Consider the following 26,380-nt stretch of genomic DNA (forward strand, 5'->3'; position numbering starts at 1 on the left):
TTCTACTACTTAACTTTTCGTTACATAGCTGTAAATTTTTCCGCCCACCTACTTAGCTAAATAAAATATGACCGACTACAACATTTTCAACCTCTGCAACTAGTGAAAGTTCTGGAATATAGCGGTCAGAACGGCGAATTTTCTCCACAAGTTTAGCCTCTTTTTCTTGTCCAAAGGCTAATGTATTCACCTCAGCTATTATTGGGTAGTCCGTCAAAGTTTCACAACGAATATTCATGATTTCAAAACTAATTCCATAAAAATCCAGTTTGCTCGATGTTCTAAAGGAATCTCTGTTTTTTCCAAATATGGTTCAATATCGTCAAAGCCAAATACACGATAAAGTGCCTGTGCTTCCTTTGCAAAAGGAGTGCTGTCTAAACGTATTCTTGAGTAGCCAATGTAGCCAGCTTGATTGATGATAGCTTCTAATAAAGACCGACCGATTCCTTTTTTGCGAAATTCTGGTTTTACATACATCCTTTTTAATTCGCCAATATCTTCATCAATCTTTCGCAAGCAAGCGCAACCGGCTATTTTTGCCTCGTATTGTCCCAGAAAAAAGCATCCTGAAGGGGGTAGATATTCATGAATTTGAGTCATATATTGCTCAAAGAATGTATTAACATCTAAATTAATGCCGAATTGATCGCTGAATATCAACTTCGTCTCGTTAAAATATTCCCAAAACAGTTCCTGTATATGAGATTTATGTTCATCAGTTTCTATCTGAATAATTTTAAGCAAAGTTTATGCCTCCGCTAAATAATTAAACAAAATTAAACATTTACAAATATCAATGGTCATCATTCCAGTAATTGATTTAACTGCCTTCACCAATGGAAACGCAACAACTCGGCAAGCTGTTGTGAAACAAATTTATCAAGCTTGTCATGAAATTGGTTTCATGCACTTGGAAAATTCGGGAATATCAAAAAACCTCATAAATCAAGTATTCACTCACAGCAAATCCTTCTTCAATTTACCTTTAGAAGTTAAGCAAAAGCAAGCTTGGAGTGATGAGCTTAGTAACACGGGTTACGTTGGAATTGAGAGAGAACGTCTTAACCCCAATAAACCAGGCGACTTGAAAGAGGCGTTGAATATCAATAAACAAGTAGCTATAAAGATAGATGCTTCTATTGTCACCTTTTATGATAGCTGCACAGAACTTGCCAACACGATATTACAAGCATTTGCGTTGGCGTTGGAATTGCCAGAAAATTATTTTACAACAAGGCACAATCAACAAAATCATACCTTGCGACTATTACACTATCCGCCATTGCAGACACCACCGAAAGCCGGACAAGTGCGGGCTGGTGAGCATTCCGATTATGGCAGTATTACCTTACTTTTCCAAGATGACATTGGCGGGTTAGAAGTACAGACAACATCTAGAGAGTGGATTGCCGCACCTGCAATTCCTGATACTGTAATAGTCAATACTGGCGATTTAATGCAACGCTGGACAAATCATCTATTTTGCTCAACCAAGCATCGAGTGATAATTCCTAGTGATAATAGGGTGAATCAGTCCCGGTATTCTATCGCTTTTTTCTGTCATCCTAACGATCATACAGAAATTGCTTGTTTGGAAAGTTGCCAGAAAGAACAATCACCCATCTATCCCCCTATCCTTGCGGGAGAATATCTTTTACAACGTTTACAAGCAACATATTAGATGAAAACCTACGACTGGATTGTGGTTGGCGGTGGAATTACGGGTGCTGCACTCGCCTATGAACTTGCTAAAACAGGCTTTTCTGTACTCTTGTTGGAGCAACACAGCAGACCACAGAATGCAACTCGCTATAGTTATGGTGGGCTTGCCTATTGGTCGGGTAGCACACCACTAACTCGGCTATTGTGCGAAGAAGCGATCGCACGTTACCATATCCTATCTCAAGAGTTAGACGCTGATATTCAATTTCGGGAATTAGATTTATTACTGACTATTTCAGCTTATAACGACCCAGAAGCAACTGCGGCATCATATAACGATTTTGCCATTCCACCCCGTTTACTCAGTATTCAAGAAGCTTGTGAGTTGGAACCGCAGCTAAATCGAGAGGCGATATCTGGGGCTTTAACTGTCAAACACGGTCATATTCACCCAGAAAAAACAGCACAAGCTTACATCCAAGCTTTTAAGCGGGCTGGGGGTGAAATGCAGATTACCCAAGTATTGCAAGTATTGCAAGATGGTGTCCAAACTACCACTGCAACTTTCCACAGCGCTAACGTTGTCGTTTGTGCAGGTGGACTCAGCCGCCAACTTCTCAAATCTGCTGGTGTTTCCATCAAGCTGTATTTCACCCACGCAGAAATCATTGAAATCCCACCTGTTGATGTCAGGTTACGCACCTTAGTTATGCCAGCGAATCAGCAACGGTTTCAACTAGAAGCCGAATCTACTCAAGTTGATGAATTATGGGATGAACTTGGTAATGAGTTAGTACCAGCGATTTTAGATGTGGGTGCAATTCAGTTTCAAGATGGTAGTATCCGCATTGGGCAGATTAGTCGTGCGATCGCAGATCCTCATGCCAAGGTAAACTCAGATGTAAGCGAACAATGGTTGCGAAGAAGTGTTGGTCAAATTTTACCAGCATTGGAGAATCTACCAGGGACTTGGTATCACTGCTTAGTGGCATTTAGTAGCAATCAACTCCCCTTAATTGGTGCTATCCCAGGATTGGAAGGCGTTCATGTTTTCTCTGGGTTTAGCAATCCCCTAGTACTTATACCACCTTTGGCAAAGCGTTTTGCTAATTTTGCAACTGGCCAGGAAGATGAAATTATTACACAAATGCTAATCTAAAGGCCCCGCAGTGAAAAACACAAATATTACTGATGCTGGCACATTAAGCGCTGCACTGATTTTAATTCAATCTCAAACTTAGTTAATTGACAATAGTGCATCTTGTCTGTCTAAATAAACAATTAGAGTTCGCCTAATTTTCAGTAGAGGAACAGCAGCAATGTCTTCCATTGAGGACAACAAAATCATTGCTCAACGGTGGATGGAACTTATTAGCGAGCATAAAATCGAAGAAATTTGCGAGATAACCGCCCCGACTTGGAAAATGCACGGTGGTTTACCAGGACTTCCCCTTGGCCCTGAAGGAGTACGCAAACTCTTTGGTTCATTTGGGGCTATCCAGCAGAAATGGACAATTGAAGACGTAATCGCTGAAGGTGATAAAGTTGTTATACGTGCGACTAATACCTGCATCCAGGAGAGTTTTCTTGGCATACCAAGTCGCGGCCGTCAACAGACTTTCACTGCTACATTCATTCATTCATTATATTGCCGACGGCAAGATAATTGAAACCTGGCGAAATGCTGACGACCTTGGACGGGTTCTTCAGCTTGGGGCACAGATTGAACCAGGAATATCTGAATAATAGCAGTCGTTGATTAAAACTATTGTTGTCTTAACCAGCTATCTGTTCAGCACATACCAGACTTTTGAAAAGAGATAAGTAGGTAGACATAATTAAATATAAAATAAACTCGTAGTTTGTAGTGAGCGATTCATCGTTCAGAGCAAGAATTATTAGGACTAAAGTCCTGACTACAAACTTTAAATTTATTTATGCCTAGATACTTAGCAGTTTTTAACTGTCTAGAATCAAAGACGTTCGTGGAAGAGAAAGGTTTTGTTCTTCCATAACGTATTGCATAGATATGAGAATCTTTATAAAGTTCACAAAGCTTAATCTTAAAAAGTTTGTTTTTTATTACAAAAACAAACTTTTTTGTATAAGGCGTCACTTTTTACTAGTAAACTATCGCACTAATATCACACTTTAAAGATTGATATTGTCAGCTTTCTATAAGTTGGCTGATTCATCAACAGGAAAATTCATAAAAAGATGAGAAGACAATTTAACCGACGCAAGTTTATAATCTACGGTTCTTTAACTTTTGGAAGCAGCTTTTTTTTGAAGGCTTGCGCGAATAATTCTCCAACTGCTACACAGAGTCCAGCCGTGACTCCTACGGCTTCACCAGCGGCGGCGACTACTGGTGACACCATCAAAGTAGGTATTTTGCACTCTCTGAGTGGTACGATGTCTATTAGTGAAAAAAGCGTTGTTGATGCTGAAAAGTTAGCAATCAAAGAAATTAACGCTGCTGGTGGTGTTTTAGGTAAACAAATTGAAGCAATTACCGAAGATGGTGCTTCTAACTGGGATACTTTTAGAGAAAAGGCAACCAAGCTAATCGATCAAGATAAAGTCGCTGTAGTCTTTGGTTGTTGGACTTCTGCTAGCCGCAAGAATGTTAAGCCAGTATTCGAGAGCAAAAACCACATGCTCTGGTATCCTGTGCAATACGAAGGTCAAGAGTGTTCTAAAAATATTTTCTACACTGGTGCTGCGCCAAATCAACAAATTGAACCATCTGTTGATTGGCTGTTAAAAAATAAGGGCAAAGAATTCTTCTTAGTTGGCTCTGACTACGTTTTTCCCCGGACAGCTAATACCATCATTAAAGCTCAACTAGAAGCTTTAGGCGGAAAAACAGTTGGTGAGGATTATTTACCTCTCGGTAACACAGAAGTTACACCAATTATCACTAAAATTAAGCAAAATTTACCCAATGGTGGCGTGATTTACAACACCTTAAATGGTGATAGCAACGTTGCTTTCTTCAAACAATTAAAAGGGGCTGGATTGACACCAGATAAATATCCCTCCATGTCTGTAAGTATTGCCGAAGAAGAAGTGAAAGCAATTGGTGTAGAGTATCTCAAAGGTCACTACGCAGCTTGGAACTATTTCCAAACAGTAGACACACCTGCGAATAAGAAGTTTGTAGCAGCTTTCAAAAAAGAATACGGTGAAAATCGGGTGACAAATGACCCAATGGAAGCAGCATACATTGCAGTTTATTTGTGGAAACAAGCAGTCCAAAAAGCTGGTACTACAGATATAGCTAAGGTAAGCGCTGCGGCTTATGGTCAAACTTTAGATGCGCCTGAAGGTAAAGTGACAATGGATGCCAATCATCACATATCCAAAATTGTGCGGATTGGTCAAGTTAGACAAGATGGTTTATTTGATATTGTCTATGCTACTCCAACAGCAGTTGAGCCAGTTCCTTGGAATCAATTTGTGAAAGAAACTAAGGGATTTGCTTGTGATTGGAGTGACCCTGCGAAGGGTGGTAAGTACAAGAAAACCTAAATAATTCGTAATTGGTAATTCGTAATTAATTACCAATTACGAATTAGTCAATCTTAACTTTCTAGGGTGTGTTATGGCGAAGTGCAATGCACCATTTATCTCGGTGCTTTACGAGAAAAATGTTTATTGTCACTATATTTAGTGACTTGTGCCGTAACACACTCTATATCTAATTACGAATTAGTATGTGAGGAAACAAGTGTTAGCAGGATTTTTAGAAGCTGTATTTAATGGTATTAGTATTGGCGCGGTATTATTGATTGCCGCGTTGGGACTAGCCATTATATTTGGATTGATGGGCGTCATCAATATGGCACATGGTGAATTGATGATGTTCGGCGCTTATACAACTTATGTTGTGCAAAATGTTTGCAAACAATTGGGTGGGGTGTGGTTTGAAGTTTATATATTTTTGGCTTTGATTATTGCATTTATATTCACGGCTGCTGTGGGATTAATTCTAGAAAAAGGCGTGATTCGTTATCTCTATGGACGCCCATTAGAAACTCTATTGGCAACTTGGGGAGTAAGTTTAATTTTTCAACAGTTTGTCCGCAGTGTAAATTGGGTATTGATAATTGGTCTAGGCTTATTTTCTCTGCTGTTTTTTGGAGGTTTATGGATTTTAAATTCCCACACAGATTTGGGAAGGGTTCGTAACTGGATTGTGGCGGTGATATTTTTATTATCGCTGGGGGTGACAATCACAACTGGCAATTTATTGAGCCAAACTTATCAGTTAGCAGTGACTCAACCTTGGTTTGGCGCTCAAAATGTAGATGTAACAGCACCGACTTGGTTACAAGCGGGGATATCTTTAGGTGGTGTGCAATTGCCCTTTGCCAGATTATTTATTATTGCTTTAACAATAATCTGTGTGGCAGGAATTTATTTATTTTTACAACGTTCTAGCTGGGGTTTAAGAATTCGGGCTGTGACGCAAAATCGAAGTATGAGTGCTTGTTTGGGTATCCCAACTCAAAAGGTGGACGCGATTACTTTTGCACTGGGTTCTGGTTTAGCTGGTGTGGCGGGATGTGCGATTAGTTTGCTTGGTTCTGTAGGGCCAAATACCGGACAAAACTATATTATTGATACTTTTATGGTGGTTGTCGTTGGAGGTGTGGGCAATTTAGCCGGGACGATTGTGGCGGCGTTGGGTATTGGTACGGCTAATTTTTTAATTGGTTCTGGTACTTTAGCTTCGTTGTTGACTCCTATTAAACCTTTGGCAGATTTGTTTACTTTTTTTGCCACGACAAGTATGGCCAAAGTAATGGTATTTGCGCTGATTATTGTGTTTTTACAGTGGAAGCCTGGGGGGATTTTTCCGCAGAAGGGACGTACTGTTGATGTTTAAACCGCCAAGACGCAGAGGAAGCAGAGAATGAAAAAGAAGGGGGGAAGATTAATTTTAATCGAAGTTGGGGTAGTAGTTGCGATCGCACTCTTCCTCATCATCATTATGCCAGTGGTGCTGTCGGAGTTTCGTCTGAATTTGTTGGGGCGATTTTTGTCACTGGCGATCGCAGCTTTGGGTATTGATTTGATTTGGGGTTATACTGGTTTATTGAGTTTGGGACATGGTATTTTCTTCGGTTTGGGTGGATATGCGATCGCAATGTACCTAAAACTCCAAGTCCCTACTGGAGAATTGCCTGATTTCATGGGGCTTTATGGGGTTACAGAACTTCCCGCCTTTTGGCAACCTTTTTATTCGTTTCCTTTGACAATAGCTTTGGTGGTACTAATTCCAGGGTTATTGGCGGGATTATTGGGATATTTAGTTTTCCGAAATCGTCTCAAGGGAGTTTATTTTTCTATCTTGACTCAAGCCGGAACTATTGTATTTTTCAACTTTTTTAATGGTCAACAACAATTTTTCAACGGCACGAACGGACTGATAGATTTTACAACTTTGTTTGGGGCAACTGTCAGCGATGCCAAAACACAGTTTATTTTCTACACGCTGACGGTAATATTTCTCGCAGCCACCTACGGTATTTGTCGCTGGTTGACAACTGGACGCTTTGGGAGGTTGTTGATAGCGATTCGGGATGATGAAAGTCGGGTAAGATTTTCTGGCTACGACCCTACAGATTTTAAGGTGTTGGTGTTTGCAGTTTCAGGTGCGATCGCAGGCATAGCAGGAGCATTTTACACCATTCAAAGTGGTTCTGTCTCACCCAGAGCAATGGATATTGCCTTTTCCATTGAAATGGTGATTTGGGTAGCAGTAGGCGGACGCGCTACTTTAATTGGCGCGATTGTCGGAACTTTGTTAGTCAATTATGCCCGGACTTTTTTAAGCGAACAATTTGCCGAAATCTGGCTATTTTTCCAAGGCGCACTATTTTTAATAGTCGTCACAGTCCTTCCTGACGGCATCGTGGGATGCTTGCGTAGTCAGAATATTTCTCTTTTCCATCGTCGTCAAGAAATTGCTACATATCCCACCTTGGAAGAAGACCCGGAAGTGCAACATGAACGCGAAAATATTGGAAACTGAAAATGTAACTGTTAGTTTTGACGGTTTTAAAGCTTTAAACCAGCTTAACTTTAGTATGGATGTGGGTGAATTACGAGTAGTAATTGGCCCCAATGGCGCGGGAAAGACAACATTTCTGGATGTAATTACGGGGAAAGTGCAACCAACCGTGGGGCGAGTTTTATTCAAAGGAAGAAACTTGCGTTCTTTACCTGAATATAAAATTGCCCGATTGGGAATTGGGCGCAAGTTTCAAACACCTCGAATTTACTTAAACTTAACGCCCCGTGAAAATTTAGAAATTACCAGTAACAAGAAGAAAAATGTCTTTTCTACTTTGTTTGAATATTCTAATACTGTGGAAAAAAATAATATTAAAGGATTATTAGAAACCATCGGTTTAACGGCGAAAGCTGACATCAGAGCAGCTTTACTTTCTCACGGAGAAAAGCAACGTTTAGAAATTGGGATGTTAGTAGCACAATCACCTGACTTATTACTCGTTGATGAACCTGTTGCGGGTTTAACAGATGAAGAAACCTACAATATTGGCGAATTACTTTTAGCACTAGCACAAAGTCATTCAATTTTAGTCATTGAACATGATATGGAATTCGTGCGTCAAATTGCCCGGAAAGTCACAGTATTACATGAAGGTTCGGTGCTGTGTGAAGGAAATTTTGAAGAAGTACAAAATGACTCTCGCGTGATTGAGGTTTACTTGGGAAAACAAGAAGAATGAACTGGGGACTGAGGATTAGGCAATACGGTTCGGTTAAGCCAAGAGACGCGATAAAAACTCAATTCTTTCTCTCAGCGCCTGTGCGCCTCTACGTAAGCTAATGCTAAAAATCTCTAATCTCAACGTTTACTACGGCGAAAGTCACATACTCCGTAATGTAGATTTAACCGTACCATCCGGTCAAATGGTCTGCCTAATTGGACGCAATGGCGTAGGAAAAACCACCCTACTCAAAACCATCATGGGTTTACTCAAACCCCGCAGCGGTACGATTAACTTAGCTGAAGAATTAATCAACTCCAAATCTCCCGACCAAAGAGCAAAATTGGGAATTGGTTATGTCCCCCAAGGACGAGAAATTATTCCCCGGTTGACAGTCAAAGAAAATCTACTGTTGGGGTTAGAAGCTAGAAAGAAACCAGTCAAAAAAGCAGAAATTCCAGAAGAAATTTTTAGCTTATTCCCGGTGTTAAAGACCATGCTTTCGCGAATGGGTGGTGATTTGAGTGGGGGACAACAGCAACAATTAGCGATCGCCCGTGCTTTAATGGGAGAACCTCAACTACTCGTCTTGGATGAACCCACCGAAGGTATTCAACCCTCCATCATTCTAGAAATTGAAGCCGCAGTCCGTCGCATCGTCGCAACCACAGGCATTTCGGTTTTATTAGTAGAGCAACATTTACACTTTGTTCGTCAGGCGGATTACTATTACGCGATGCAAAAAGGTGGTATTGTCGCCTCTGGTTCCACAGCCGAACTCAGCCAAGATGTGATTCAGCGCTTTTTAGCTGTTTAATTTTTGAGATTTCTATATCAATTGTGTCCGCAGCAATCAAGTCTGCGGCTTCTTGTAAAAGCTCATTTTGTTCCTTTTGAATTGCTTCTAAGCGACTAGAAATTTCTATTAATCGCTGTTGTTTACTTTGTTGAAAATTTTCAGGGAGTAAAACTGGCAGATTATCAGTTTTTTTAGCACCTGTGATTCTTTGAACAGTCAAACTGCCAACTTTAGTTAAGGATTGAAAACTAACTTTAATCAAAGCCTGAAGTAATTTTAACGGAACTTTGAGTATTGACCAACTAGCTGTTTCAATCAAGCGGACAATTGCTTTGATGATGCTCCAAAGTAGAGCAAGTGCAAACAGCAAAATTATTATACTAATAATTGGGTGATTAGCTCCCCAACTTAGTATTTGAACTAACCGAAACAATATTGGGTGTTGTGTCAGCCAATCACTTGTAGAAGATGCGATCGCACCTTTTACCGCTCCCGATGTTGTACTCTTAAATTGCTCCGCCGTTTGCCAAGTTTGTTCTAAACTTGTCGTAACTCTATCAATTGCTCTATCAGTTCTTGTATTTAAAGACTCCCCAGCTTGTTGTGCTGAGTTACTTAGAGAGTTAACGCTTCCGCCCACAAAATCTTTCATATTTTGCCAGCGTTGTAAAACTTCATTAGGTAAATGTACGTCTATTTGAGATGCCATAAAACATTTTACCGAGGTTGAAATCTAACCCGCAACCCATCTTTAGGGCGATTAGTGGGAACCGCAACTACCTCTAAACTTTGATTGGGTAATATCTCCCAATCATAACTACGTAGAAGATGAGCAGCAATAATCTTCATTTCCATTTTGGCAAAGGCTAGACCAATACAAATGCGTGGCCCACCGCCAAAACCAACTAAACTAAAAGGATATTTTTTGTGTTCTTGCCGTTGAGGACTGAAACGGTCTGGTTGAAAAAGGTCTGGTTCAGAATAAATTTCTTCAATTCGGTGAGTAACTCCAATTGAGTAGTATAACTGCCAACCAGCAGGAACGTGATAACCTTTAAACTCAAAGTCTTTAATTACACCACGAAACCCACCGCCAACAGGTTGATACATTCTTTCAACTTCCCATAGAACCTGTTCTAAATAGGACATTTTCCCCAATTGTTCTAAATCTAAGTCACCTTTACTTGCAAGTTGCAATTGTTCAACTCTGGCTCTTTCGAGTACTTCTGGATGACGCGCTAACTCTACACACAACCAAGTCAGCATCGAAGTAGTCGTTTCATGTCCAGCGAAGAGTAACAGCACTGCTTGGGCAATAATTTCTTTTTCACTGAGGCTATTACCATCTTCATCTCTAGCTTTGATTAACAAGCTGATGGTATCTTGAGTTGGGTTTTGCTGACGTTCTCTGACAACTTGAGTTAGATGCTCCAAAATCTGATTACGCGCGGTTATAGCTTTACCAAATGTAGTAAATGGTAAAGACAACGGGTTAATAGCAAACAGCCCATTCGTCAAGGTTGTAAACAACTGGCTGAGGCGCACACATTCAGGGCCAGGACGCGTACCCAACAACAATTGACTAGCAATATCAAATGTCAACTGTTTAAATTCTGGAAACCAAGTAAACTCCTGTTTTTTCTCCCACTTTTGGAGATAGCCACGCGTAATCTCTTCCATTGTGGAGACATAATTCGCCAATGCTGGCCCATGCAACGCCGGCATCATCAAGCGGCGGTTTCTGCGGTGTTCCTCTCCATCTTGCAGAAAAAGTGATTCACCCAGTAATGTCTTGAAATTATCAGGCCATCCCTCGCGCCAAGAAAAATTCTCCATTTGGCTTGACAAAACGAACTCTATTGCTTCCGGCCCTGTCATCACCACAGTTGGTCTGCCAAGAAGATGAGTTTTGAAGATAGGCCCATACTGGCAATAGCGCTTTTTGGCAAAATCGCGCTCAAAAATAAAGGAGAGTGTTTCACCTAATACAGGTATACCAAAACTTCCAGGAGGAATTTGATTACTTTTCATATCTCTCTAACTCGAAGCACTAGTATAAAACCGCAACGCAAATCGCCAAAACCAAGTAGAAGCGAAAAACAGCACTACTGCCAATATTGCCGCACCTATCAACCAGCTAATTTCACTCCGGCCCAATAGCACTTGGGCTGGTACAGTAGTTAAAAAAGCTACTGGCATCACAAAAGTGAAGAAAAAGCGGTAAGCAGTGGGATATGCAGCGATGGGATATCGTCCAGCTTCCAACAAACCACGCAGTACTTCGGTAGCGTTGTATATTTTGACAAACCAGATACTCGTCGCTCCCAACATAAACCACAGGCTGTACAAAATCACCAAGCTGAATAATAACGGCAGCACACCAAGTAAATATTCATCTATCCCTACACCAAGGCGTTTACCTGCATAGCCAATGATAATACTACCAAAAATTAGATCCGGCAGTCCCCAGGGTGAAAGGGTATGGGTGGAAAGCCAAAACTGACTGCGGATAGGTTTTAATAATATAAAGTCCAAAGTGCCTTCCTGGACATGGCGAACAATGCGATTCAAGTTCGACGCCAGAAAAGTAGCAGAAAATCCTTGGAGTAAGGTAAAAATTCCTAGAACGATTAAAGCTGCTTCCCATGTCCAGCCACTAAAAGTGTAGCCAGTGCGGTAAAACAAGAATAGTCCAAAGAGGCTGCCGACAAGATTTCCCAAGCTGCTGAGGGTAGCTATGAAAAAATTAATTCGATATTCCAACTCTGCTGCGATCGCAGTACTCCAAAATAGTCTTAGTACTTTCAAATATCTTTGCATCTTGCACCCTTAACTCAAAACCTGCCACCTGTCATTACATTTCCCAAGATTACACAAGAACTTTACGTAAATTTAATATTACTTTTTATTCAGGAAAATTGCTGAACGTTAAGATGTTGTGGATCTATTGTTGAAAAGTAAAAGATTTTATGCATTTGAATTTACCAGACCTAATTACAAAAATTGGCTACTTTGGGGTATGGGCAATTGTTTTTGCTGAATCTGGCTTGCTAATTGGTTTTTTTCTGCCAGGAGATAGTTTGCTATTTACTGCTGGATTTCTCGCATCTCTTCCAAACTCAGGGTTTAACATTTGGGTTCTGATTTTTGGTGCTTTTGTTTGTGCAGTCCTTGGTGATAATGTTGGCTACGCTACAGGACACAGATTTGGCAGAAAATTATTTCAGAAAGAAGATTCATGGTTGTTTCATAAAAAACACTTGGTAAAAACCCAGGATTTTTATCATAAACATGGCAAGAAAACGCTAGTTTTGGCGAGATTTACACCGATTATTCGCACCTTTGCGCCGATTGTGGCTGGACTTGGTGCGATGCATTATCGAACATTTATGTCTTACAACTTAATCGGTGGATTTTTGTGGACATTCGGAATCACCTTTTTAGGATTTTTCTTAGGAAAATCTCTGCCACCTGAACAGGTAGATAAGTATTTGTTACCGATTATTGGATTAATTATAGTTGTTTCTTTAGTGCCATCGATTATTCATGTCATACAAGAAAATAGAGAAAAGAAAAGTTGAAATGTTTTTCGTAATTTATGGGAATTTTGAATTTTGAATTTGGAGCGCAGCAACGTGACTTCCTTAAACATCAACCTCTACCTATTCCTAGAAAATCTCCTCTTTTTCCTAATTGCCACACTTTTTATTGTAGTTGTGAACTGGGGGTGGAAAGACGCAAAACCTTATACTCTACCTTTACCATTTCCCAGTTGGTATAAAATCTGGTTTGGCTCAGTGCAATTTCTAGCAGTAGTGCCGCCGTTAGTGGTCATGCTATTGTGGGGTGTATGGTGGGGCGATCGCAGTGTGTTAACTGTGCTTGCTTGGTATTTTATCGTATTAGGGTTGCAAATTATCTCTGAGAGAGTGACGCTTAGGCAGTTGCAAAATGTCGTGTGGGTGATGGTTCCTTATATCTACCTGCCTTACCGCTTTTGGCAGTTGTATGAGGGTTTGACACTTTTGGATTCTAAAAGTGAGTTGCAGTGGGTACGATATTTGTTGGTTTTTGAATTAGTAATGTGGATTGTGAACTACGCCATAGATGTGTCTCAATTACCACGGCTGTTTCGCTGGGAAGTAAAATCCAACTCTGACGTTAGCTAGGGATTAATCGCAGAATTAGCCATTTTTACCAAAGAAGTGCGATCGCCTGCTTTCAACCCAAAAACATATTGCACACCCTGTTGTCTCCAAGTCAAGGTAGCATCTGAGCAACCAGCACCACAAGTAAAATCTACAAAATAGCCAGTAATGCCCTTAGCTAAGGATACAGGTTTACCAGTCAGGCGCGGCGTTTTGCGGGTTACGGCTTCAGCAGAAACCACGCCCAAACGACAGGCAGAAGCACCATAACAGTCGGGAGTGAAACCCAGTAAAATATCATACTTTTTTGGCGTAGCTGCTTCTATAGTTGCGTAAATTGGATTTTCCCCATCTGATTCAGGAATAAACTTCGGCAATAAAATCTTAATTTGAGTCTTTTGTTTTAATTTAGGCAAAATAGATTTAAAAACTGGGTTTAGCTGGATTTTACTCTGCTGTGCTATGAGTTGGGACTGGTTGTTTACAGTGGCGATGACTGACTTGTAAAAGCCGCTAACACTGACTAATAAAAATACGGCACACACAGCACTAGTATTTCTGAAGCTTAAAATCATCTTTGAAAACCTATTTCATCTAAAGTACTTATTTGTAATACCCAGTTTGAGTATCAAATTACGCATTTAACAGATGAAGCGATCGCTCGGATGCACCATCACCCGCCACTTTAGGGACTTCCAGATAAAAAAATATCCAATTAACTATTGTAGGGTGGGCGTCTCGCCCGCCCAGTAAATAGGGCGCTCATGTTGCCCACCCCACAAAATTGAATAATTTATTTCTTGGAGTTCCCTTAGTGGAGACTGACGACTGGGTAAAGAAATTCCTTTCAGATTTGCTTAGAATCTGCACAGGAACCAAACGGCTATTTCTCACTCTCTGCTAAAAACTCCCGGATTTGTCCGTGGGGAATTAGTTACACTCATATCATCATTCAATCTGCGAATCAAACGGGATAACTCACGAATGATATTTACCGCAATTTCGGGAGTTTCTTCGATCGCATCATAAAGTTGCTCTTGCGTCAGTTCTAAAAATTCACAAGGTTCCAGAGTCGTAGCGGTGGCGGAACGAGGTTGAGTATCAAATACTGCCATCTCACCAAAATATTTTCCCTGTTCCACCTCTGCCAACTGTTTATTCCCAATGTGAACTTTAACTCGACCTGACACAACAATATAGAGCGATCGCCCTTCTTCTCCCTGTCGAAAGATGGTGTAATTAGCTGGGAATGACAATTCGTTCATCACTGAAGTGAGCCGCACAATAAAATCATCCCGCAATTCCTTAAAAATCGGGACTCGCCGGACAAATAATAAACGGTCAACACTGGTTAGCATAATTACAAATTAAAATTAAACATTACTGAACATCTCAAGACTGAAGTCAGAGGGCGATTAGTCATATTAACCGATGTTGAATGCTAGCTGCCAAGAATATTCCAGGCTTTAGCATCTGTCAAGGGTTCTCTGCAATAGGAGCGATGCCTACGGCGGTAAACTACGCTCTTAAACTTTTCAGATACTAACTCAGTATTAGGTATGACGAACTGCTACTTTTCTCTATGGGGTTTAGAAGCAAGTAGTTTTGTCACTTAGAAACCCCAAAACAAATGGTCAATGTATCAATCATTTTTATTTATCCTTTTAAGAAACAAGAGTATTTGATCTTATTTGGTTGAAAGCCATAATATTGACTGCATGAGCTCCCAAGGTACCTTGCTGAGAAATAAATCACCAATTTGATTGGAGGCGATGCCTCTAAAAAATCTAAAAATTGGGAAATTAGCTGATTAGAAACGAACCCCGACCGGTTGTCGTTACGTAAAGCAGTGACAAAATTTCCTGAACTGCCCTCATTGCCAGAAGCAGAGAAGGACTAAAACAAACAGCATTGAATTATCGTGAGCAACAATTATGACTTGGTTAATTAGTACATTAATTATTGGAATCTCTGTCGCTTTTGCAACCACCTTTGACGACAACTTATATTTGACAGCTTTCTTCGGAAAAGTCAATCGCAGCTTTCGTCCTAAGCATATTGTTCTCGGTGAATTTCTGGGCTTCACAGCCTTAGTATGTGCTAGTCTCCCTGGTTTCTTCGGCGGTATGATTATTCCCAGCACGTGGATTGGTTTGCTGGGTTTGCTTCCCATCGCCATTGGTATCAGTAATTTCATTAGTCGAGAAGAACAAGAAGAGACAGTGCAAGCTGTGTCAGTTGACTTAACTCCTGTAAAATCTGGACGCCAGAAGAAATCACTATTAGCAACTATCCGCGATCCGCAAACCTACCGTGTTTCCGCTGTCACCATTGCCAATGGAGGAAACAACATTGGAATTTATGTACCATTGTTTGCCAGTAGCAATCTTCCAAGTTTGGGTGTAATTCTGTGTGTTTGCTATTTTACTGTTGGGGCGTGGTGCTTACTCTCTTACAACCTGACTCGTAATCCTCTCATGACTCCCGTTTTAACTCGTTATGGTCGGAAAATCTTCCCCTTTGTCTTGATTTACTTGGGACTCTCTATCTTGATTAAAAGTGAAACATATCGACTTTTACCTAGTCTGGCAATGCTTGGGAACTAAGTATGAGGCGATCGCCCCCTCCAGTGGATGCTCCACGCGATCGCAATTCTTGATGATGTAAGCAAACAAATCAGCGATCGTTTCCCATCCAAAAAGATTTTTAATCACTTGAATTTATCAATCTGAACAAAAATAATATTTGCTCTTATCAATCAAGTTATCTAAAGTAAAAATAAAGCACATTATTGATGGCTCTTATAAAAGCAAGCCCACCACTAGGAAGCGTAATATGAAGGAACTAATGAATCAATCAAATTCTAAAAAATTAACTCAGTGGCTCGTAAAAGCAGTATTTCTGGTCGTTGTAGCCGGATTTACTCTACTTGTCCAGCCCAGCGCTAAAGCACAAACACTAGCTCCATCCGTACCTACGAAATCTGAACTAGCTCCAGTTAAATCACCAATGGAGCCTGTAACAGCACCAGTCATATCTCCAGTTGTATTGCCAATGGAGCCTGTGACAGCACCAGTCATATCACCGATCGTATCGCCAATAGTGTCTGTAGCAACAAACGTTAGACATTTATTACAAACCAATGAATGTGTTGGGTGTAATCTGACTGGGGCAATGCTAAAGGATGCAAACCTGCAAGCGGCAAACTTGCAGGGTGCTAACTTACAAAATGCAGATTTAGAAAGAGCTAACTTACAGCAAACAAACTTACAAGGGGCTAACTTTCAAGGAGCAGATTTAGGCAAGGTAAACCTTTTGGGAGCAAACCTTTTAGGGGCAAACCTACTTGATGCAGACCTAGAAAAAGCTAACTTCCTGGGAGCTAATCTGCAAATGGCTAACCTCCAAAACGCAGACTTGGAAAATACAAATCTGACAAATGCAAACATCCAGGGGGCTAATCTGATGGGCGTTGATTTGGAAGATGCAATCAGACCTGAAGGATTCGCTATTCAGTAATTAAACTGAAGTTGTCGGTGCAAATTTAATAAAAAATACCAAAAGCCTGATTCAGCAATGAATACAGGCTTTAACTAATTCGTAATTCCTAATAAACGTAGATGCAAAGAGGCTTGCCGCAGGCTACCACAGAGACGCAGAGAACACAGAGAGAAAAGAAATAGAGAGGATGTTTAAAAAGTATTTTTGGTAACATCAAAGCCTCTTTGTCTCTGAAAAAGAGGTTTCGAGAGGGCTTTATAGTATACTTTGCGACTGTTCAAACATCCTCAAATGGCAAAATATTGTTAGTCAATTAATTCCATCAATTCTTTTGTTTTCAAATCAGCCGCTACAGGTTGAGAACATGCAATCTGAGGAGAGATAGAGCAAATCGCGTCTGTGGTTGTTTCAAAACAATTTGATAATCCAATTGTATTTAACAATCCTGTACGTTCCAGTAGTTGTTGAACTTCGGGTTGTAAACCTGTAAGAATTAATCGGCAATTGTGCCGTTCCAAGTCATGATAAATATCCTCTAAAGCTACTAATCCAGTTGTGTCCATATTTGGCACAAACCGCAACCGCAGAATTAAATACTTTACTTCTGGTTCATCGCGGAGGAAAGTAGCAAACCGTTCAGCAGCACCAAAAAATACAGGGCCATCTACCCGATAAACGGCAATTTCCTTACCTAATTCCAAAGGAGTACCAGGGGGAAATACTTCGGTTTCAGGTATTTTAACTAAACTTAAATCACTCATCCGTTTAATGAACAAGGCTCCGGCTGCAATCAATCCCACTTCGACAGCGAGAACTAAGTCAAACAAGATTGTCACTAGCCAGGTGAGAATCATCACCGCAAAGTCGGAGTAGGTAGCACGCATCAATAAACCAATGGCTTTCCACTCAACCATTCGCAGGCTAACAACCATTAAAATCCCAGCAAGTGCCGCTAAAGGAATCTGTGCTGCTAGGGGTGCTAAAGTTAAAACGATGATGGCTAAAGCAAGACCGTGAATTACCCCAGATAGTCGGGTTTTGCCGCCAGAACGGACATTTACAGCAGTTCGAGCGATCGCACCAGTGGCAGGGATACCTCCAAAAAATGGCACAATCATATTAGCCAAACCTTGACCAATTAATTCGCGATCGCTATTATGTTTCTCGCTGACTGTCATCCCATCAGCCACCACCGCCGATAGCAAGGATTCAATACTTCCCAGTGCAGCTAAAGCCAAAGCTGGGTTAATTAGTTCTCGAATCACACTAAAATCATTCCAGTGAGGAATACCTTGGGGCATCGGTAAAGATTGAGGAATCGTGCCAATTGTTGGTACATTTAGATGAAAAGAAGAAGCGATCACAGTTGCTAACACCAGTCCCACTAAAGAACCTGGTATTGTCGTATTGATTCTGGGCCATAAAAGATTAGTTGCGATCACCACAACTGCTAAGGCAACTGCTGCCCAGTTTAGAGCTTCTATATGAGTTAGACTTTGCCAAAGTCCCGGCAAAAAATGCTCGCTACGTGGTAATTTTAAACCAAAGAAATTATTTAACTGACCACAAAAAATAATCACGGCAATACCATTAGTAAAACCTGCCGTCACCGGATAAGGAATAAACTTTACTAACTGTCCAAGTTTGGCAACCCCCAAGGCAATCTGGATAATTCCAGCCATCACCCCAGCAATCCAAACTTTCTCAAGTCCGTACTTGGCGACAATTCCCACCAAAACCACAGCCATTGCACCTGTTGGCCCTGTAATCTGTACTGACGAACCACCAAAAATTGCGGCGACAATTCCCGCCACAATCGCGGTGTAAAGTCCTGCCTTTGGTTCTACACCACTCGCTACTGCAAAGGCTAAAGCCAAAGGCAATGCTACCACCGCTGCTGTTAGTCCTCCCGTCAAATCGCCACGCAGTCCACCAAACAAGCGACTCAGACGCAAAAGCAGAGGTTCTTTGAGGATATTAGATGTTGCCATATCGTCATTTTCAACTTTTGTACACAATTTGTTGAAGCACACACAAATGTTATTCCATCTTTTCGGTAGATTTCATCAGGGTTGTTGATAATTTCCCGATTGCGTATGGGTTTTGGTTCAAGTTCGCCTATTTGCTGATTAATAAAAGTGGAGGCTTTCTTGACATAAGGGGTATAGTGTGTGTATGCAAAGATGGCGAGTACAACAAGCTTATTGATATGTAGTTATAGCGATCCGCTTATTTAATAATGAGTGCGTAAAATCATCATGTTTTTAAACGTAGAGGGACTCAAAATAAACGCAAAGTAACGCAGAGTTTTGCCTAATTTATTTCGCTAAGAATTAATTAAATATTGTACTGAGACTTTCCTGAAGTAGCATTAAAAGCAAAAATCAAGGCTTAAGTAATTTTTACGAGGACGCAATAGTATTAATTAGTCTACGCTCTGGGTAATCAGGCTACTCAGATAAACTTATGGGACTTTACGACCAAAATCAATTATCACAGGATGCGCTACGAAAGTTACGCGAAGGAGCAAGCCACTCTAGAGTAGCCCAAGAAATTGCTCAACGAGACTATGCGAAAGCTCAAGCCGAAGCTGAAAAATGGGAACAAGAATATCAACTTGCTGTGCAAGGAAGTAATCAGGATTTAATTAGTCAAGCAAAATTCCAAAAGGAACGATACCAAGCAATTGCTAGTAGACTAAAAAAATTTGTAGGGGAGCAACAGCCACAAGTAGACGCAATTAAAAGTAGTTTGAAATCTTGGGAGAAAAAGGTTTCAGAAGCACAGAATGAAGTATTAAGTAGCAAGCCTAGTAACAGTGAGTTTTCACCGACATTCATTAAGTTTGAACATGAAGATACTGATGTATGGGTTGATGATGAATTACAGCAGATGAAAGAAGCATTATTGCTACCACCTAAACCTCAAGAGCAAACTAAAGCTAAAAACGACAGCAAAGTACTTTTATCAGAGGCTATTCATGAGACGCAAGAAGCTGTAAAAAGTGCTGTTACTAATCAAGAAAGTATTGAGAAAGATTTTGAAAACGCCCAGAAAGAAACTAAATACTGGAACGAAAAAGTTCAGGACGCTTTGAAAAACAATGATGATGATTTAGCCCTTCAAGCTGTAGTTAATAAAAAAGTTCAAAATAAAATTGTGCTTATTTTTCTAACTCAGCTTCAACAGCAGCAAGCAATAGTAGCTGTACTCAGACAAAATCTGATGAATCTAGAAAATTTCAAGAAAACATTAGGCAATGACACAGAATTCTAAAACAGGTGCAGCATTTATTGCAGGCGGAACCCTCGCAGGTGTTGGTGTTTCCGCAACAGTAGGCGGGATGGGGCTAGCAGGCGGATTTGGTGCAGTTGGCATTGGTGCAACTCCTGTAGTCGGTGCTGGCGCTGTGGCTGGTGTAGCTGCTTATGGCGCTTTTAAAGCCATAGTAGAAGGAGATGCTGCTGCGATCGCTACAATGGGAATTGGTGCAGTCAGTGGTGCTGGTGTTTATAGCGTCGTCGGTGGTATGGGTTTAGTTGCACCGAAAGTAGGGCTGGCATTTGGGATTGGTGCAGTACCGATGGCAGGAATTGGTGCAGTAGTCGGACTCGCCGCCTATGGTATTGCCAAACTGTTAGACGAATCGGGAATTAGCGAAACTCCAGCACAGCTTTTTGAGCGGATGGAAGAGAAAGTTTTGCAGATGGGCTACTATTCCGAAGCAGTGATGGAATTAGATGCATTGATGGAATTAGAAGCATTTTTATCTGGTGAGGATCTCAACCAAAAATTTGCTGTTTTGGAAATCGAGCATGAGTTACAAGCGCTTAAGGCTAAATTCAAGAAAAAATCAGAATTTGCTACGCCTAAAGCTTCTATTCCCAATATTGAACCAGAAAAAATATCTCCAACAACCCAGCTACCTGAAACTTGGAGATGTGTACGCACACTCAAGAGTCACTTAGCGGCAGTTAATGCGATCGCAATCAGTCCTGATGGTACTACCTTAATCAGTGGCAGTGATGACAGACAAGTTAATTTGTGGAACTTGAAAACCGGAAAATGGCTTTATACATTCTCTGGACAAGCAGAAGCAGTTTTATCAGTTGCTATCAGTCCTGATGGACAGCAGATTGCAAGTGGTAGTGTCGATCGTAAAATCAGCAGTTGGCAAATAGACACAAAAAAATTTCTCCGCACATTCTTTTATTTAAACTCTAGTTATAGTCATAATGGTTTTGTTAACTCAGTAGCCTACAGTCCTGATGGAACAATTCTTGCTAGTGGTGCTGCCGATAAGACAATTAGAATTTGGGGACGCTACACGGGAACAGTAAAACGCACTTTGAATGGACACTCAGATGCAGTTTTGTCTGTCACCATCAGTCCCGATGGTAAAATTCTTGCAAGTGGTAGCGCGGATCAAACTATTAGAGTTTGGGATAGCAAAACTTGGCAACAGCGCTACATTCTCAGTGAACATTTGGGTGCAGTGAATACAGTTGCTATCAGTTTTAACAGTCAAACTCTTATTAGTGGTAGCACAGACACCACAATTAAGTTGTGGAATCTCCAAACTGGAGAATTACTTTCTACTCTGACTGGACACACAGGGGCGGTTTTGTCTGTTGCTATTAGCCCTGATGGAAAAACCCTTGCCAGTGTCAGCAGAGACGGTAAAATAAAACTTTGGAACCTCCACACTGGGGAACTACTACAAAATCTTTCTGGGTGTAATTCGGTTGCTTTCAGCCCTGATGGGAAAACGCTGGTAAGTGGCGCTAATGGCGGAAGCATCAAGATTTGGAGTCAATTTACTCTCGACTCTGAATTATCTGGGGAATGGTGGGAAGTCTTGGGCGTAAATCAGAGCGATCGCCCCAATGTCGTTAAACTTGCCTACCATCGATTAGCAAGATTGTATCATCCTGATATTAATAATTCTGCGATCGCAAAAGCCTCAATGCAAGCAATTAATCAAGCTTATAAAGAATTCCAGCAGCAGGTAATATGAAGTTAGCAGTTTATCTAGTGGAAAACGGTTTATCGGCAATCCCAAACAACTGACAATATCAGTTTACAGATTAGTAGAAGGCGAGTACCAAGTAACTCAGTTTCGTGGTAATGACCGAATTCAATCGCCAACTTTAAGAGAGCTAAATTTGACTGCTGAACGAGTGTTAAAGGCTGCTTTGGGAGAACAGTAATGAATATACTTGTTTGCTAATACTCAGTACTTATGTACTTGATACATACGCCGTCCCTTGTGCGCGGTCTTTCGACTCAGCACTCTTCGTTATTTTTGGCTAATACTCCCATAAACGCCCCCTGTCATCTGTCAGCAGGGTAAGATATTTAACCCTTGAGAAGTATTGACATATTAAAATTTTCGAGGGCTCATATTGCATATTTTGACAAAACGTTATAGATTATTATCTTATAGGGGAATAATCTGACTTCCTAGTGTCAAAAACTAATCCTGCTCAAGTAAGTATACTGTAACCAGTTTTAACTTCACACAAACCATAAACAGCACTGAAGATATGTTTTTGTTTGGTAAAGCAAAGATTCCGAGCATACAACGGAACAATAAATAATCTAAAAATATATCTTGTGTGACTGTTTTGAGGAATCATGTTACTACTTGCGGTGAAACAACAACTATGATTCACCAAAAAAGTAATAGATTATAAGCAAATTGACTAACAATAAAGTTGCATAAATGTCAGCAGATTTATTCATTGTTAGTTGATGAATTTTCCTCCAAATTATATTTGCTATTCAAAGAATCGTTTTTGTTATGCTGAGAATAGCAAAAATAATAAATGAAGACGCATCTACCACAAATTCACAATCCTTATGGAGTTATTCTGGCGATGCACCTAAACGAATTGGAAACTACTGAAAATTTCAAAGAAGTGGAAGAAGCGTGGCTAGCACTAGAAAAATCAATTCTCTACTATCAGGGACGCCCTGTTGGAACAGTAGCCGCTTATGATGCCTCTGTAGAGGCGCTCAATTACGATCAGTGCTTTGTTCGGGATTTTGTTTCTTCTGCTCTAATTTTTCTAATCAAAGGTAGAACAGATATTGTTCGTAATTTCTTAGAAGAAACCTTAAAGTTACAGCCTAAAGAAAAGGCATTAGATGCCTATAAGCCAGGACGTGGATTAATACCAGCTAGCTTTAAAGTGGTATCAGAAAATGGGCATGAATATTTAGAAGCAGACTTTGGCGAACATGCGATCGCTAGAGTTACACCTGTAGATTCTTGTCTATGGTGGATTATTTTGTTGCGTGCTTATGTAGTCGCCACAGAAGATTTTTCTCTAGCCTATCAACCTGAATTCCAAAATGGTATCAGGTTAATCATGGAAATCTGCTTGGCGAATCGTTTTGATATGTACCCAACGCTGTTGGTTCCAGATGGCGCTTGTATGATTGACCGTCGTATGGGCATTTATGGGCATCCTCTAGAATTGCAAGTTCTTTTTTACACGGCATTGCGTGCATCTCGTGAACTGCTAATTTGCCAAGGTAATTCTGATATTGTTGAAGCCATTGATAACCGTTTACCTCTTTTATGCGCTCATATTCGCCAGCATTATTGGATAGATATTAATCGCCTGAATGCAATTTATCGCTTCAAAAGTGAAGAATATGGCAAAGCTGCTGTTAATCTGTTCAACATATATGTAGATTCTGTTCCTTATTATGAATTGGACAAGTGGCTACCAAAAAAAGGTGGTTATCTAGCAGGTAATGTCGGGCCGTCGCAGCTAGATACTCGCTTCTTTTCACTCGGAAACTTAATAGCAATCATTTCAGACTTAGCCACTGAAGAACAGTCACAAGCAATTATGACTCTCATTGAGGAACGATGGGATGACTTGGTGGGAGATATGCCGATGAAAATTTGTTTCCCAGCTTTGGAACATGAAGAATACAGAATTGTAACTGGATGTGACCCCAAAAATATACCCTGGTCATATCATAATGCTGGTAGTTGGCCAGTTTTAATGTGGATGTTAGCGGCGGCGGCGGTGAAAACTAATAGAACAAGTCTTGCACAAAAGGCTATTGAAACTGCCCAAGGACGCCTCAGTACAGATGAATGGCCAGAGTATTACGACGGTAAAAAAGGGCGACTGATTGGGAAACAAGCTAGGAAATATCAAACTTGGACAATTACTGGGTTCTTATTAGCAAAAGAACTGATGGCAAACCACACTTATTTATCATTAATTAGCTTTGGAAAATTACCAGCAGAACAGGTTTCTAGAGCGTGTGAGTTTGAAATTGCTAGTGTAGACCCATATATGACTTGAGAGAAAAGTTGGGAGTTGGGAGTTGGGAGTTAGAATACAAAAGCCTCCTGAATCAAGTTTCCATGACAAACCCCCGTCAACTAGCTTTTATCGCCTTACGAGATGTTCACAAGGGGGCTTATGCTGATGTTGCCCTAGATAGAGTGCTGCAAAAATTTAATTTGCCTGATTGCGATCGCCGCTTGGTGACAGAATTGGTTTATGGGAGCGTCAGAAGGCAGCGCACTCTTGATACTCTCATCGATCAATTCGCCAAAAAGAAATCTCATCAACAACCACAAGACCTCCGCACCATCTTACATCTGGGCTTTTACCAGCTGCGTTATCAAGAGCGTATTCCCGCCTCAGCTGCTGTTAATACCACAGTCCAACTCGCTAAAGAAAACGGTTTTTCTGGACTCACGGGTTTTGTTAACGGTTTATTACGCCAGTATCTTAGAAAAGCAGGGGAGCAGGGGGGCAGGGGAGCAGGGGGGCAGAGGAGTAGGGGGGCAGAGGAGCAGGGGGGCAGAGGAGCAGAGGGGCAGGGGGGCAGAGGGGCAGAGGAGAAAGATTCTTTGTTACTTCCCCATTTTGATCCGTTAGAACTTCCAGAAAACCCTGTGGAACGCTTGGGTATTTTACACAGCTTTCCTGACTGGATTATTCAAGTTTGGTTAGAACAACTGGGTTTGGCCGACACAGAAAAACTGTGTGAATGGATGAACCAATCACCAACAATTGACTTACGCATCAACCCACTTCGCACTTCTATTGAGGAAGTTGAGGCGGCTTTGCAATCTGCTGGTGTTTTGGTGAGACGGATTCCTCATTTACCCCAAGCTTTACGATTTATTGGTAATACTGGGTCAATTCAAAAACTACCTGGTTTTAAAGAAGGTTGGTGGACTGTACAAGATGCTAGCGCTCAATTGGTAGGTCATTTGCTCGACCCCCAACCAGGTGAAGTGGTAATTGATGCCTGTGCTGCACCAGGGGGGAAAACAACCCACATTGCTGAGTTAATGGGAGATAAAGGGAAAATTTGGGCTTGCGATCGCACTCCTTCTCGTCTTCGCAAACTCCAAGAAAATTCTCAACGGCTAAATTTACAATCTATTCAAATTTACACTGGCGACAGCCGCCACTCCAAGCAATTTCAAAACACCGCAGACCGCGTATTGCTCGATGCTCCATGTTCTGGTTTGGGAACCATGCACCGTCATGCTGATGCGCGTTGGCGACAGACACCAGAATCTGTCCGCGAACTTTCGGTGCTGCAACAAGAATTACTAACACATACATCCACTTTTGTCAAACCTGATGGTGTATTAGTTTATGCCACCTGTACATTGCATCCAGCAGAAAATGAAGAAGTAATTTCGGCATTTTTAGCCGAGTCACCTGATTGGCAAATTGAGTCACCCAATGGCGTTGAGTTACCTGATTTTGCCCATAGCACGCCTCAAGGTTGGTTTAAAGTCTGGCCCCATCGACAGGACATGGATGGCTTTTTTATGGTGCGCTTAAGAAAAACCAATAATTCCGAGTGAATACTGTTTGGGATTGTACGATTTGGTGGAGGCCTGAATCTACCAGAGGAGGCAGCAATGGTTACCCCTTCCAATGTGAAAAACTTAGTTAAAATCCTGATTGGAGCAGCCTGGATTGATGGCAGAATCCAGCCAGAAGAACGGCAATATCTGCGCGAAATAGCTCAAGCAAAAGGTTTGGCTAACGATCCAGAAATTAAGCCTTGGCTGTACGAATTAGTTCCTGTACAGCCAAAAGAATGCTACGACTGGGTGCGGGAGTATTTAGGCGATCGCCCCAGCCTTGAAGATTGTGAAAATCTGATTGAAGCCATCAGTGGCTTAATTTATAGCGACGGTGAAGTTGCCGTCGAAGAAGCCAGACTTCTGACGGAATTGCAGGATATAGCCAAGCAGAATGACTCAACTCAACCCGCTCACACTCTGCTTCTCAAACAAATTCAAAAGCTTTACCGCCGTTGGGTTGAAGTGCAGAACTAATCATAGTCAAAAGTCTATAGTCTAATAACTAATGACTAATGACTAATAACTAATGACTAAATTACGACTTCGGTTCACCCAGACCCGGAGTTTCTTCTTTCTCAACCTTAGGCACAAAATCAGGACGTTCTTTGCTTTCCCAACCTGCGGGGCGTTTCGAGTTGTACCAAGCTATTGA

At 41.1% G+C, this 26,380-nt stretch carries 25 protein-coding genes and 2 pseudogenes; 18 read left to right on the plus strand and 9 right to left on the minus strand.

The features are described 5' to 3' along the window. Positions 1-55: 55 nt before the first annotated feature. Both HWQ44_RS06490 and HWQ44_RS06495 read right to left on the minus strand, forming a co-directional pair. Positions 56-238: pseudogene (locus HWQ44_RS06490) on the minus strand (N-acetyltransferase); the annotation flags it as partial. Continuing rightward, positions 235-747 carry a GNAT family N-acetyltransferase gene (locus HWQ44_RS06495; protein WP_292716467.1) on the minus strand — a complete coding sequence of 171 codons (513 nt, stop codon included), beginning with the start codon at positions 745-747 and terminating at the stop codon, positions 235-237. The pseudogene HWQ44_RS06490 and the gene HWQ44_RS06495, both read right to left, overlap by 4 nt. Positions 748-799: 52 nt before the next feature. Here HWQ44_RS06495 and HWQ44_RS06500 point away from each other — a divergent pair, with 52 nt between their 5' ends. From HWQ44_RS06500 to urtE, 8 genes are all read left to right on the plus strand, one after another. Then, a complete protein-coding gene (locus HWQ44_RS06500; RefSeq protein ID WP_292716469.1) occupies positions 800-1,684 on the plus strand; it encodes a 2-oxoglutarate and iron-dependent oxygenase domain-containing protein in 885 nt (294 codons plus the stop codon). Then, on the plus strand, positions 1,685-2,824 hold the full coding sequence (locus tag HWQ44_RS06505; protein ID WP_292716471.1) for an FAD-binding oxidoreductase: 1,140 nt from the start codon (positions 1,685-1,687) through the stop codon (positions 2,822-2,824). 160 nt (positions 2,825-2,984) lie between these two features. Continuing rightward, on the plus strand, positions 2,985-3,335 hold the full coding sequence (locus HWQ44_RS06510; RefSeq protein ID WP_292716473.1) for a nuclear transport factor 2 family protein: 351 nt from the start codon (positions 2,985-2,987) through the stop codon (positions 3,333-3,335). Between the two features lie 547 nt (positions 3,336-3,882). Continuing rightward, the gene (urtA, locus tag HWQ44_RS06515; protein ID WP_292716475.1) at positions 3,883-5,199 is read left to right on the plus strand and encodes an urea ABC transporter substrate-binding protein; all 1,317 of its coding nucleotides are present in this window, start codon (positions 3,883-3,885) and stop codon (positions 5,197-5,199) included. Between the two features lie 199 nt (positions 5,200-5,398). Further along, positions 5,399-6,559 carry a branched-chain amino acid ABC transporter permease gene (locus tag HWQ44_RS06520; protein WP_292716530.1) on the plus strand — a complete coding sequence of 387 codons (1,161 nt, stop codon included), beginning with the start codon at positions 5,399-5,401 and terminating at the stop codon, positions 6,557-6,559. 27 nt (positions 6,560-6,586) lie between these two features. Continuing rightward, positions 6,587-7,708, plus strand: a complete 1,122-nt coding sequence (urtC, locus tag HWQ44_RS06525) for an urea ABC transporter permease subunit UrtC (protein ID WP_292716479.1) — start codon at positions 6,587-6,589, stop codon at positions 7,706-7,708. Then, positions 7,683-8,429, plus strand: a complete 747-nt coding sequence (urtD, locus tag HWQ44_RS06530; protein WP_292716482.1) for an urea ABC transporter ATP-binding protein UrtD — start codon at positions 7,683-7,685, stop codon at positions 8,427-8,429. The genes urtC and urtD overlap by 26 nt, the downstream gene beginning before the upstream one ends. Positions 8,430-8,529: 100 nt before the next feature. Beyond that, positions 8,530-9,228: an urea ABC transporter ATP-binding subunit UrtE gene (gene urtE / locus HWQ44_RS06535; protein WP_292716485.1), complete on the plus strand. Its 699-nt coding sequence runs from the start codon at positions 8,530-8,532 to the stop codon at positions 9,226-9,228. Here urtE and HWQ44_RS06540 read toward each other — a convergent pair. Genes HWQ44_RS06540 through HWQ44_RS06550 form a run of 3 tightly spaced genes read right to left on the minus strand, consistent with a single transcriptional unit; the run spans position 9,191 to position 12,030 of the window. Beyond that, positions 9,191-9,919: a hypothetical protein gene (locus HWQ44_RS06540; RefSeq protein ID WP_292716488.1), complete on the minus strand. Its 729-nt coding sequence runs from the start codon at positions 9,917-9,919 to the stop codon at positions 9,191-9,193. The two genes, urtE and HWQ44_RS06540, sit on opposite strands and share 38 nt — an antisense overlap. Before the next feature lie 8 nt (positions 9,920-9,927). Continuing rightward, positions 9,928-11,241 (minus strand): cytochrome P450, encoded by a 1,314-nt coding sequence (locus tag HWQ44_RS06545; RefSeq protein ID WP_292716491.1) that lies wholly within the window; start codon positions 11,239-11,241, stop codon positions 9,928-9,930. Positions 11,242-11,247: 6 nt separating this feature from the next. Then, the gene (locus HWQ44_RS06550; protein ID WP_292716494.1) at positions 11,248-12,030 is read right to left on the minus strand and encodes an ABC transporter permease; all 783 of its coding nucleotides are present in this window, start codon (positions 12,028-12,030) and stop codon (positions 11,248-11,250) included. A 149-nt stretch (positions 12,031-12,179) separates the two neighbouring features. On the opposite strand from HWQ44_RS06550, the gene HWQ44_RS06555 reads away from it, so the two are divergent. Both HWQ44_RS06555 and HWQ44_RS06560 read left to right on the plus strand, forming a co-directional pair. Then, positions 12,180-12,791 carry a VTT domain-containing protein gene (locus tag HWQ44_RS06555; protein ID WP_292716497.1) on the plus strand — a complete coding sequence of 204 codons (612 nt, stop codon included), beginning with the start codon at positions 12,180-12,182 and terminating at the stop codon, positions 12,789-12,791. A gap of 54 nt (positions 12,792-12,845) precedes the next feature. Further along, complete coding sequence (locus HWQ44_RS06560; protein ID WP_292716499.1) at positions 12,846-13,379, plus strand: hypothetical protein; 534 nt, start codon at positions 12,846-12,848, stop codon at positions 13,377-13,379. On the opposite strand, the gene HWQ44_RS06565 is transcribed toward HWQ44_RS06560, so the two are convergent. Further along, the gene (locus tag HWQ44_RS06565; protein WP_292716501.1) at positions 13,376-13,933 is read right to left on the minus strand and encodes a hypothetical protein; all 558 of its coding nucleotides are present in this window, start codon (positions 13,931-13,933) and stop codon (positions 13,376-13,378) included. The genes HWQ44_RS06560 and HWQ44_RS06565 overlap by 4 nt on opposite strands. Positions 13,934-14,248: 315 nt before the next feature. Next, positions 14,249-14,716 (minus strand): Crp/Fnr family transcriptional regulator, encoded by a 468-nt coding sequence (locus HWQ44_RS06570; protein ID WP_292716504.1) that lies wholly within the window; start codon positions 14,714-14,716, stop codon positions 14,249-14,251. A gap of 576 nt (positions 14,717-15,292) precedes the next feature. Here HWQ44_RS06570 and HWQ44_RS06575 point away from each other — a divergent pair. Then, positions 15,293-15,964 carry a cadmium resistance transporter gene (locus HWQ44_RS06575; protein WP_292716507.1) on the plus strand — a complete coding sequence of 224 codons (672 nt, stop codon included), beginning with the start codon at positions 15,293-15,295 and terminating at the stop codon, positions 15,962-15,964. On the opposite strand, the gene HWQ44_RS06580 is transcribed toward HWQ44_RS06575, so the two are convergent. Continuing rightward, positions 15,935-16,072 (minus strand): hypothetical protein, encoded by a 138-nt coding sequence (locus tag HWQ44_RS06580; RefSeq protein ID WP_292716509.1) that lies wholly within the window; start codon positions 16,070-16,072, stop codon positions 15,935-15,937. The genes HWQ44_RS06575 and HWQ44_RS06580 overlap by 30 nt on opposite strands. 133 nt (positions 16,073-16,205) lie before the next feature. On the opposite strand from HWQ44_RS06580, the gene HWQ44_RS06585 reads away from it, so the two are divergent. Next, positions 16,206-16,877, plus strand: a complete 672-nt coding sequence (locus tag HWQ44_RS06585; RefSeq protein ID WP_292716511.1) for a pentapeptide repeat-containing protein — start codon at positions 16,206-16,208, stop codon at positions 16,875-16,877. Positions 16,878-17,164: 287 nt separating this feature from the next. Here the strand turns inward: HWQ44_RS06585 and HWQ44_RS06590 are convergent, their stop codons facing one another. Further along, the gene (locus HWQ44_RS06590; RefSeq protein WP_292716514.1) at positions 17,165-18,850 is read right to left on the minus strand and encodes a SulP family inorganic anion transporter; all 1,686 of its coding nucleotides are present in this window, start codon (positions 18,848-18,850) and stop codon (positions 17,165-17,167) included. 475 nt (positions 18,851-19,325) lie between these two features. Between HWQ44_RS06590 and HWQ44_RS06595 the strand changes: the two genes are divergently transcribed. The 6 genes and pseudogenes from HWQ44_RS06595 (at position 19,326) to HWQ44_RS06620 (ending at position 26,202) form a co-directional block, all read left to right on the plus strand. Further along, the gene (locus tag HWQ44_RS06595) at positions 19,326-20,135 is read left to right on the plus strand and encodes a hypothetical protein (RefSeq protein WP_292716517.1); all 810 of its coding nucleotides are present in this window, start codon (positions 19,326-19,328) and stop codon (positions 20,133-20,135) included. Next, complete coding sequence (locus HWQ44_RS06600; protein ID WP_292716521.1) at positions 20,119-21,876, plus strand: DnaJ domain-containing protein; 1,758 nt, start codon at positions 20,119-20,121, stop codon at positions 21,874-21,876. Before HWQ44_RS06595 ends, HWQ44_RS06600 begins: the two co-directional genes overlap by 17 nt. Before the next feature lie 13 nt (positions 21,877-21,889). Continuing rightward, positions 21,890-22,069 (plus strand): annotated as a pseudogene (locus tag HWQ44_RS06605) (Uma2 family endonuclease); the annotation flags it as partial. Between the two features lie 669 nt (positions 22,070-22,738). Further along, positions 22,739-24,190 (plus strand): glycoside hydrolase 100 family protein, encoded by a 1,452-nt coding sequence (locus tag HWQ44_RS06610; RefSeq protein ID WP_292716533.1) that lies wholly within the window; start codon positions 22,739-22,741, stop codon positions 24,188-24,190. Between the two features lie 62 nt (positions 24,191-24,252). Next, on the plus strand, positions 24,253-25,722 hold the full coding sequence (locus tag HWQ44_RS06615; RefSeq protein ID WP_292716524.1) for a 16S rRNA (cytosine(967)-C(5))-methyltransferase: 1,470 nt from the start codon (positions 24,253-24,255) through the stop codon (positions 25,720-25,722). A gap of 57 nt (positions 25,723-25,779) precedes the next feature. Then, positions 25,780-26,202, plus strand: coding sequence for a TerB family tellurite resistance protein (locus HWQ44_RS06620; RefSeq protein ID WP_292716527.1), 423 nt, complete (start codon positions 25,780-25,782; stop codon positions 26,200-26,202). The last annotated feature ends 178 nt before the right edge of the window (positions 26,203-26,380 follow it).

The sequence above is a fragment of the Nostoc sp. JL34 genome, assembly GCF_017114945.1.
Lineage (GTDB): Bacteria > Cyanobacteriota > Cyanobacteriia > Cyanobacteriales > Nostocaceae > Nostoc.

Excerpts from the sequence above, each read along its gene's own strand:
- HWQ44_RS06555 (WP_292716497.1), top strand. The coding sequence starts at position 12,180 with ATGCATTTGAATTTACCAGACCTAATTACAAAAATTGGCTACTTTGGG.
- HWQ44_RS06550 (WP_292716494.1), bottom strand. The coding sequence starts at position 12,030 with ATGCAAAGATATTTGAAAGTACTAAGACTATTTTGGAGTACTGCGATC.
- HWQ44_RS06545 (WP_292716491.1), bottom strand. The coding sequence starts at position 11,241 with ATGAAAAGTAATCAAATTCCTCCTGGAAGTTTTGGTATACCTGTATTA.
- urtA (WP_292716475.1), top strand. The coding sequence starts at position 3,883 with ATGAGAAGACAATTTAACCGACGCAAGTTTATAATCTACGGTTCTTTA.
- HWQ44_RS06540 (WP_292716488.1), bottom strand. The coding sequence starts at position 9,919 with ATGGCATCTCAAATAGACGTACATTTACCTAATGAAGTTTTACAACGC.
- HWQ44_RS06610 (WP_292716533.1), top strand. The coding sequence starts at position 22,739 with ATGCACCTAAACGAATTGGAAACTACTGAAAATTTCAAAGAAGTGGAA.
- HWQ44_RS06590 (WP_292716514.1), bottom strand. The coding sequence starts at position 18,850 with ATGGCAACATCTAATATCCTCAAAGAACCTCTGCTTTTGCGTCTGAGT.
- HWQ44_RS06615 (WP_292716524.1), top strand. The coding sequence starts at position 24,253 with ATGACAAACCCCCGTCAACTAGCTTTTATCGCCTTACGAGATGTTCAC.
- HWQ44_RS06505 (WP_292716471.1), top strand. The coding sequence starts at position 1,685 with ATGAAAACCTACGACTGGATTGTGGTTGGCGGTGGAATTACGGGTGCT.
- HWQ44_RS06600 (WP_292716521.1), top strand. The coding sequence starts at position 20,119 with ATGACACAGAATTCTAAAACAGGTGCAGCATTTATTGCAGGCGGAACC.
- urtC (WP_292716479.1), top strand. The coding sequence starts at position 6,587 with ATGAAAAAGAAGGGGGGAAGATTAATTTTAATCGAAGTTGGGGTAGTA.
- HWQ44_RS06585 (WP_292716511.1), top strand. The coding sequence starts at position 16,206 with ATGAATCAATCAAATTCTAAAAAATTAACTCAGTGGCTCGTAAAAGCA.
- HWQ44_RS06575 (WP_292716507.1), top strand. The coding sequence starts at position 15,293 with ATGACTTGGTTAATTAGTACATTAATTATTGGAATCTCTGTCGCTTTT.
- HWQ44_RS06595 (WP_292716517.1), top strand. The coding sequence starts at position 19,326 with ATGGGACTTTACGACCAAAATCAATTATCACAGGATGCGCTACGAAAG.
- HWQ44_RS06510 (WP_292716473.1), top strand. The coding sequence starts at position 2,985 with ATGTCTTCCATTGAGGACAACAAAATCATTGCTCAACGGTGGATGGAA.
- HWQ44_RS06570 (WP_292716504.1), bottom strand. The coding sequence starts at position 14,716 with ATGCTAACCAGTGTTGACCGTTTATTATTTGTCCGGCGAGTCCCGATT.
- HWQ44_RS06500 (WP_292716469.1), top strand. The coding sequence starts at position 800 with ATGGTCATCATTCCAGTAATTGATTTAACTGCCTTCACCAATGGAAAC.
- urtE (WP_292716485.1), top strand. The coding sequence starts at position 8,530 with ATGCTAAAAATCTCTAATCTCAACGTTTACTACGGCGAAAGTCACATA.
- urtD (WP_292716482.1), top strand. The coding sequence starts at position 7,683 with ATGAACGCGAAAATATTGGAAACTGAAAATGTAACTGTTAGTTTTGAC.
- HWQ44_RS06565 (WP_292716501.1), bottom strand. The coding sequence starts at position 13,933 with ATGATTTTAAGCTTCAGAAATACTAGTGCTGTGTGTGCCGTATTTTTA.
- HWQ44_RS06620 (WP_292716527.1), top strand. The coding sequence starts at position 25,780 with ATGGTTACCCCTTCCAATGTGAAAAACTTAGTTAAAATCCTGATTGGA.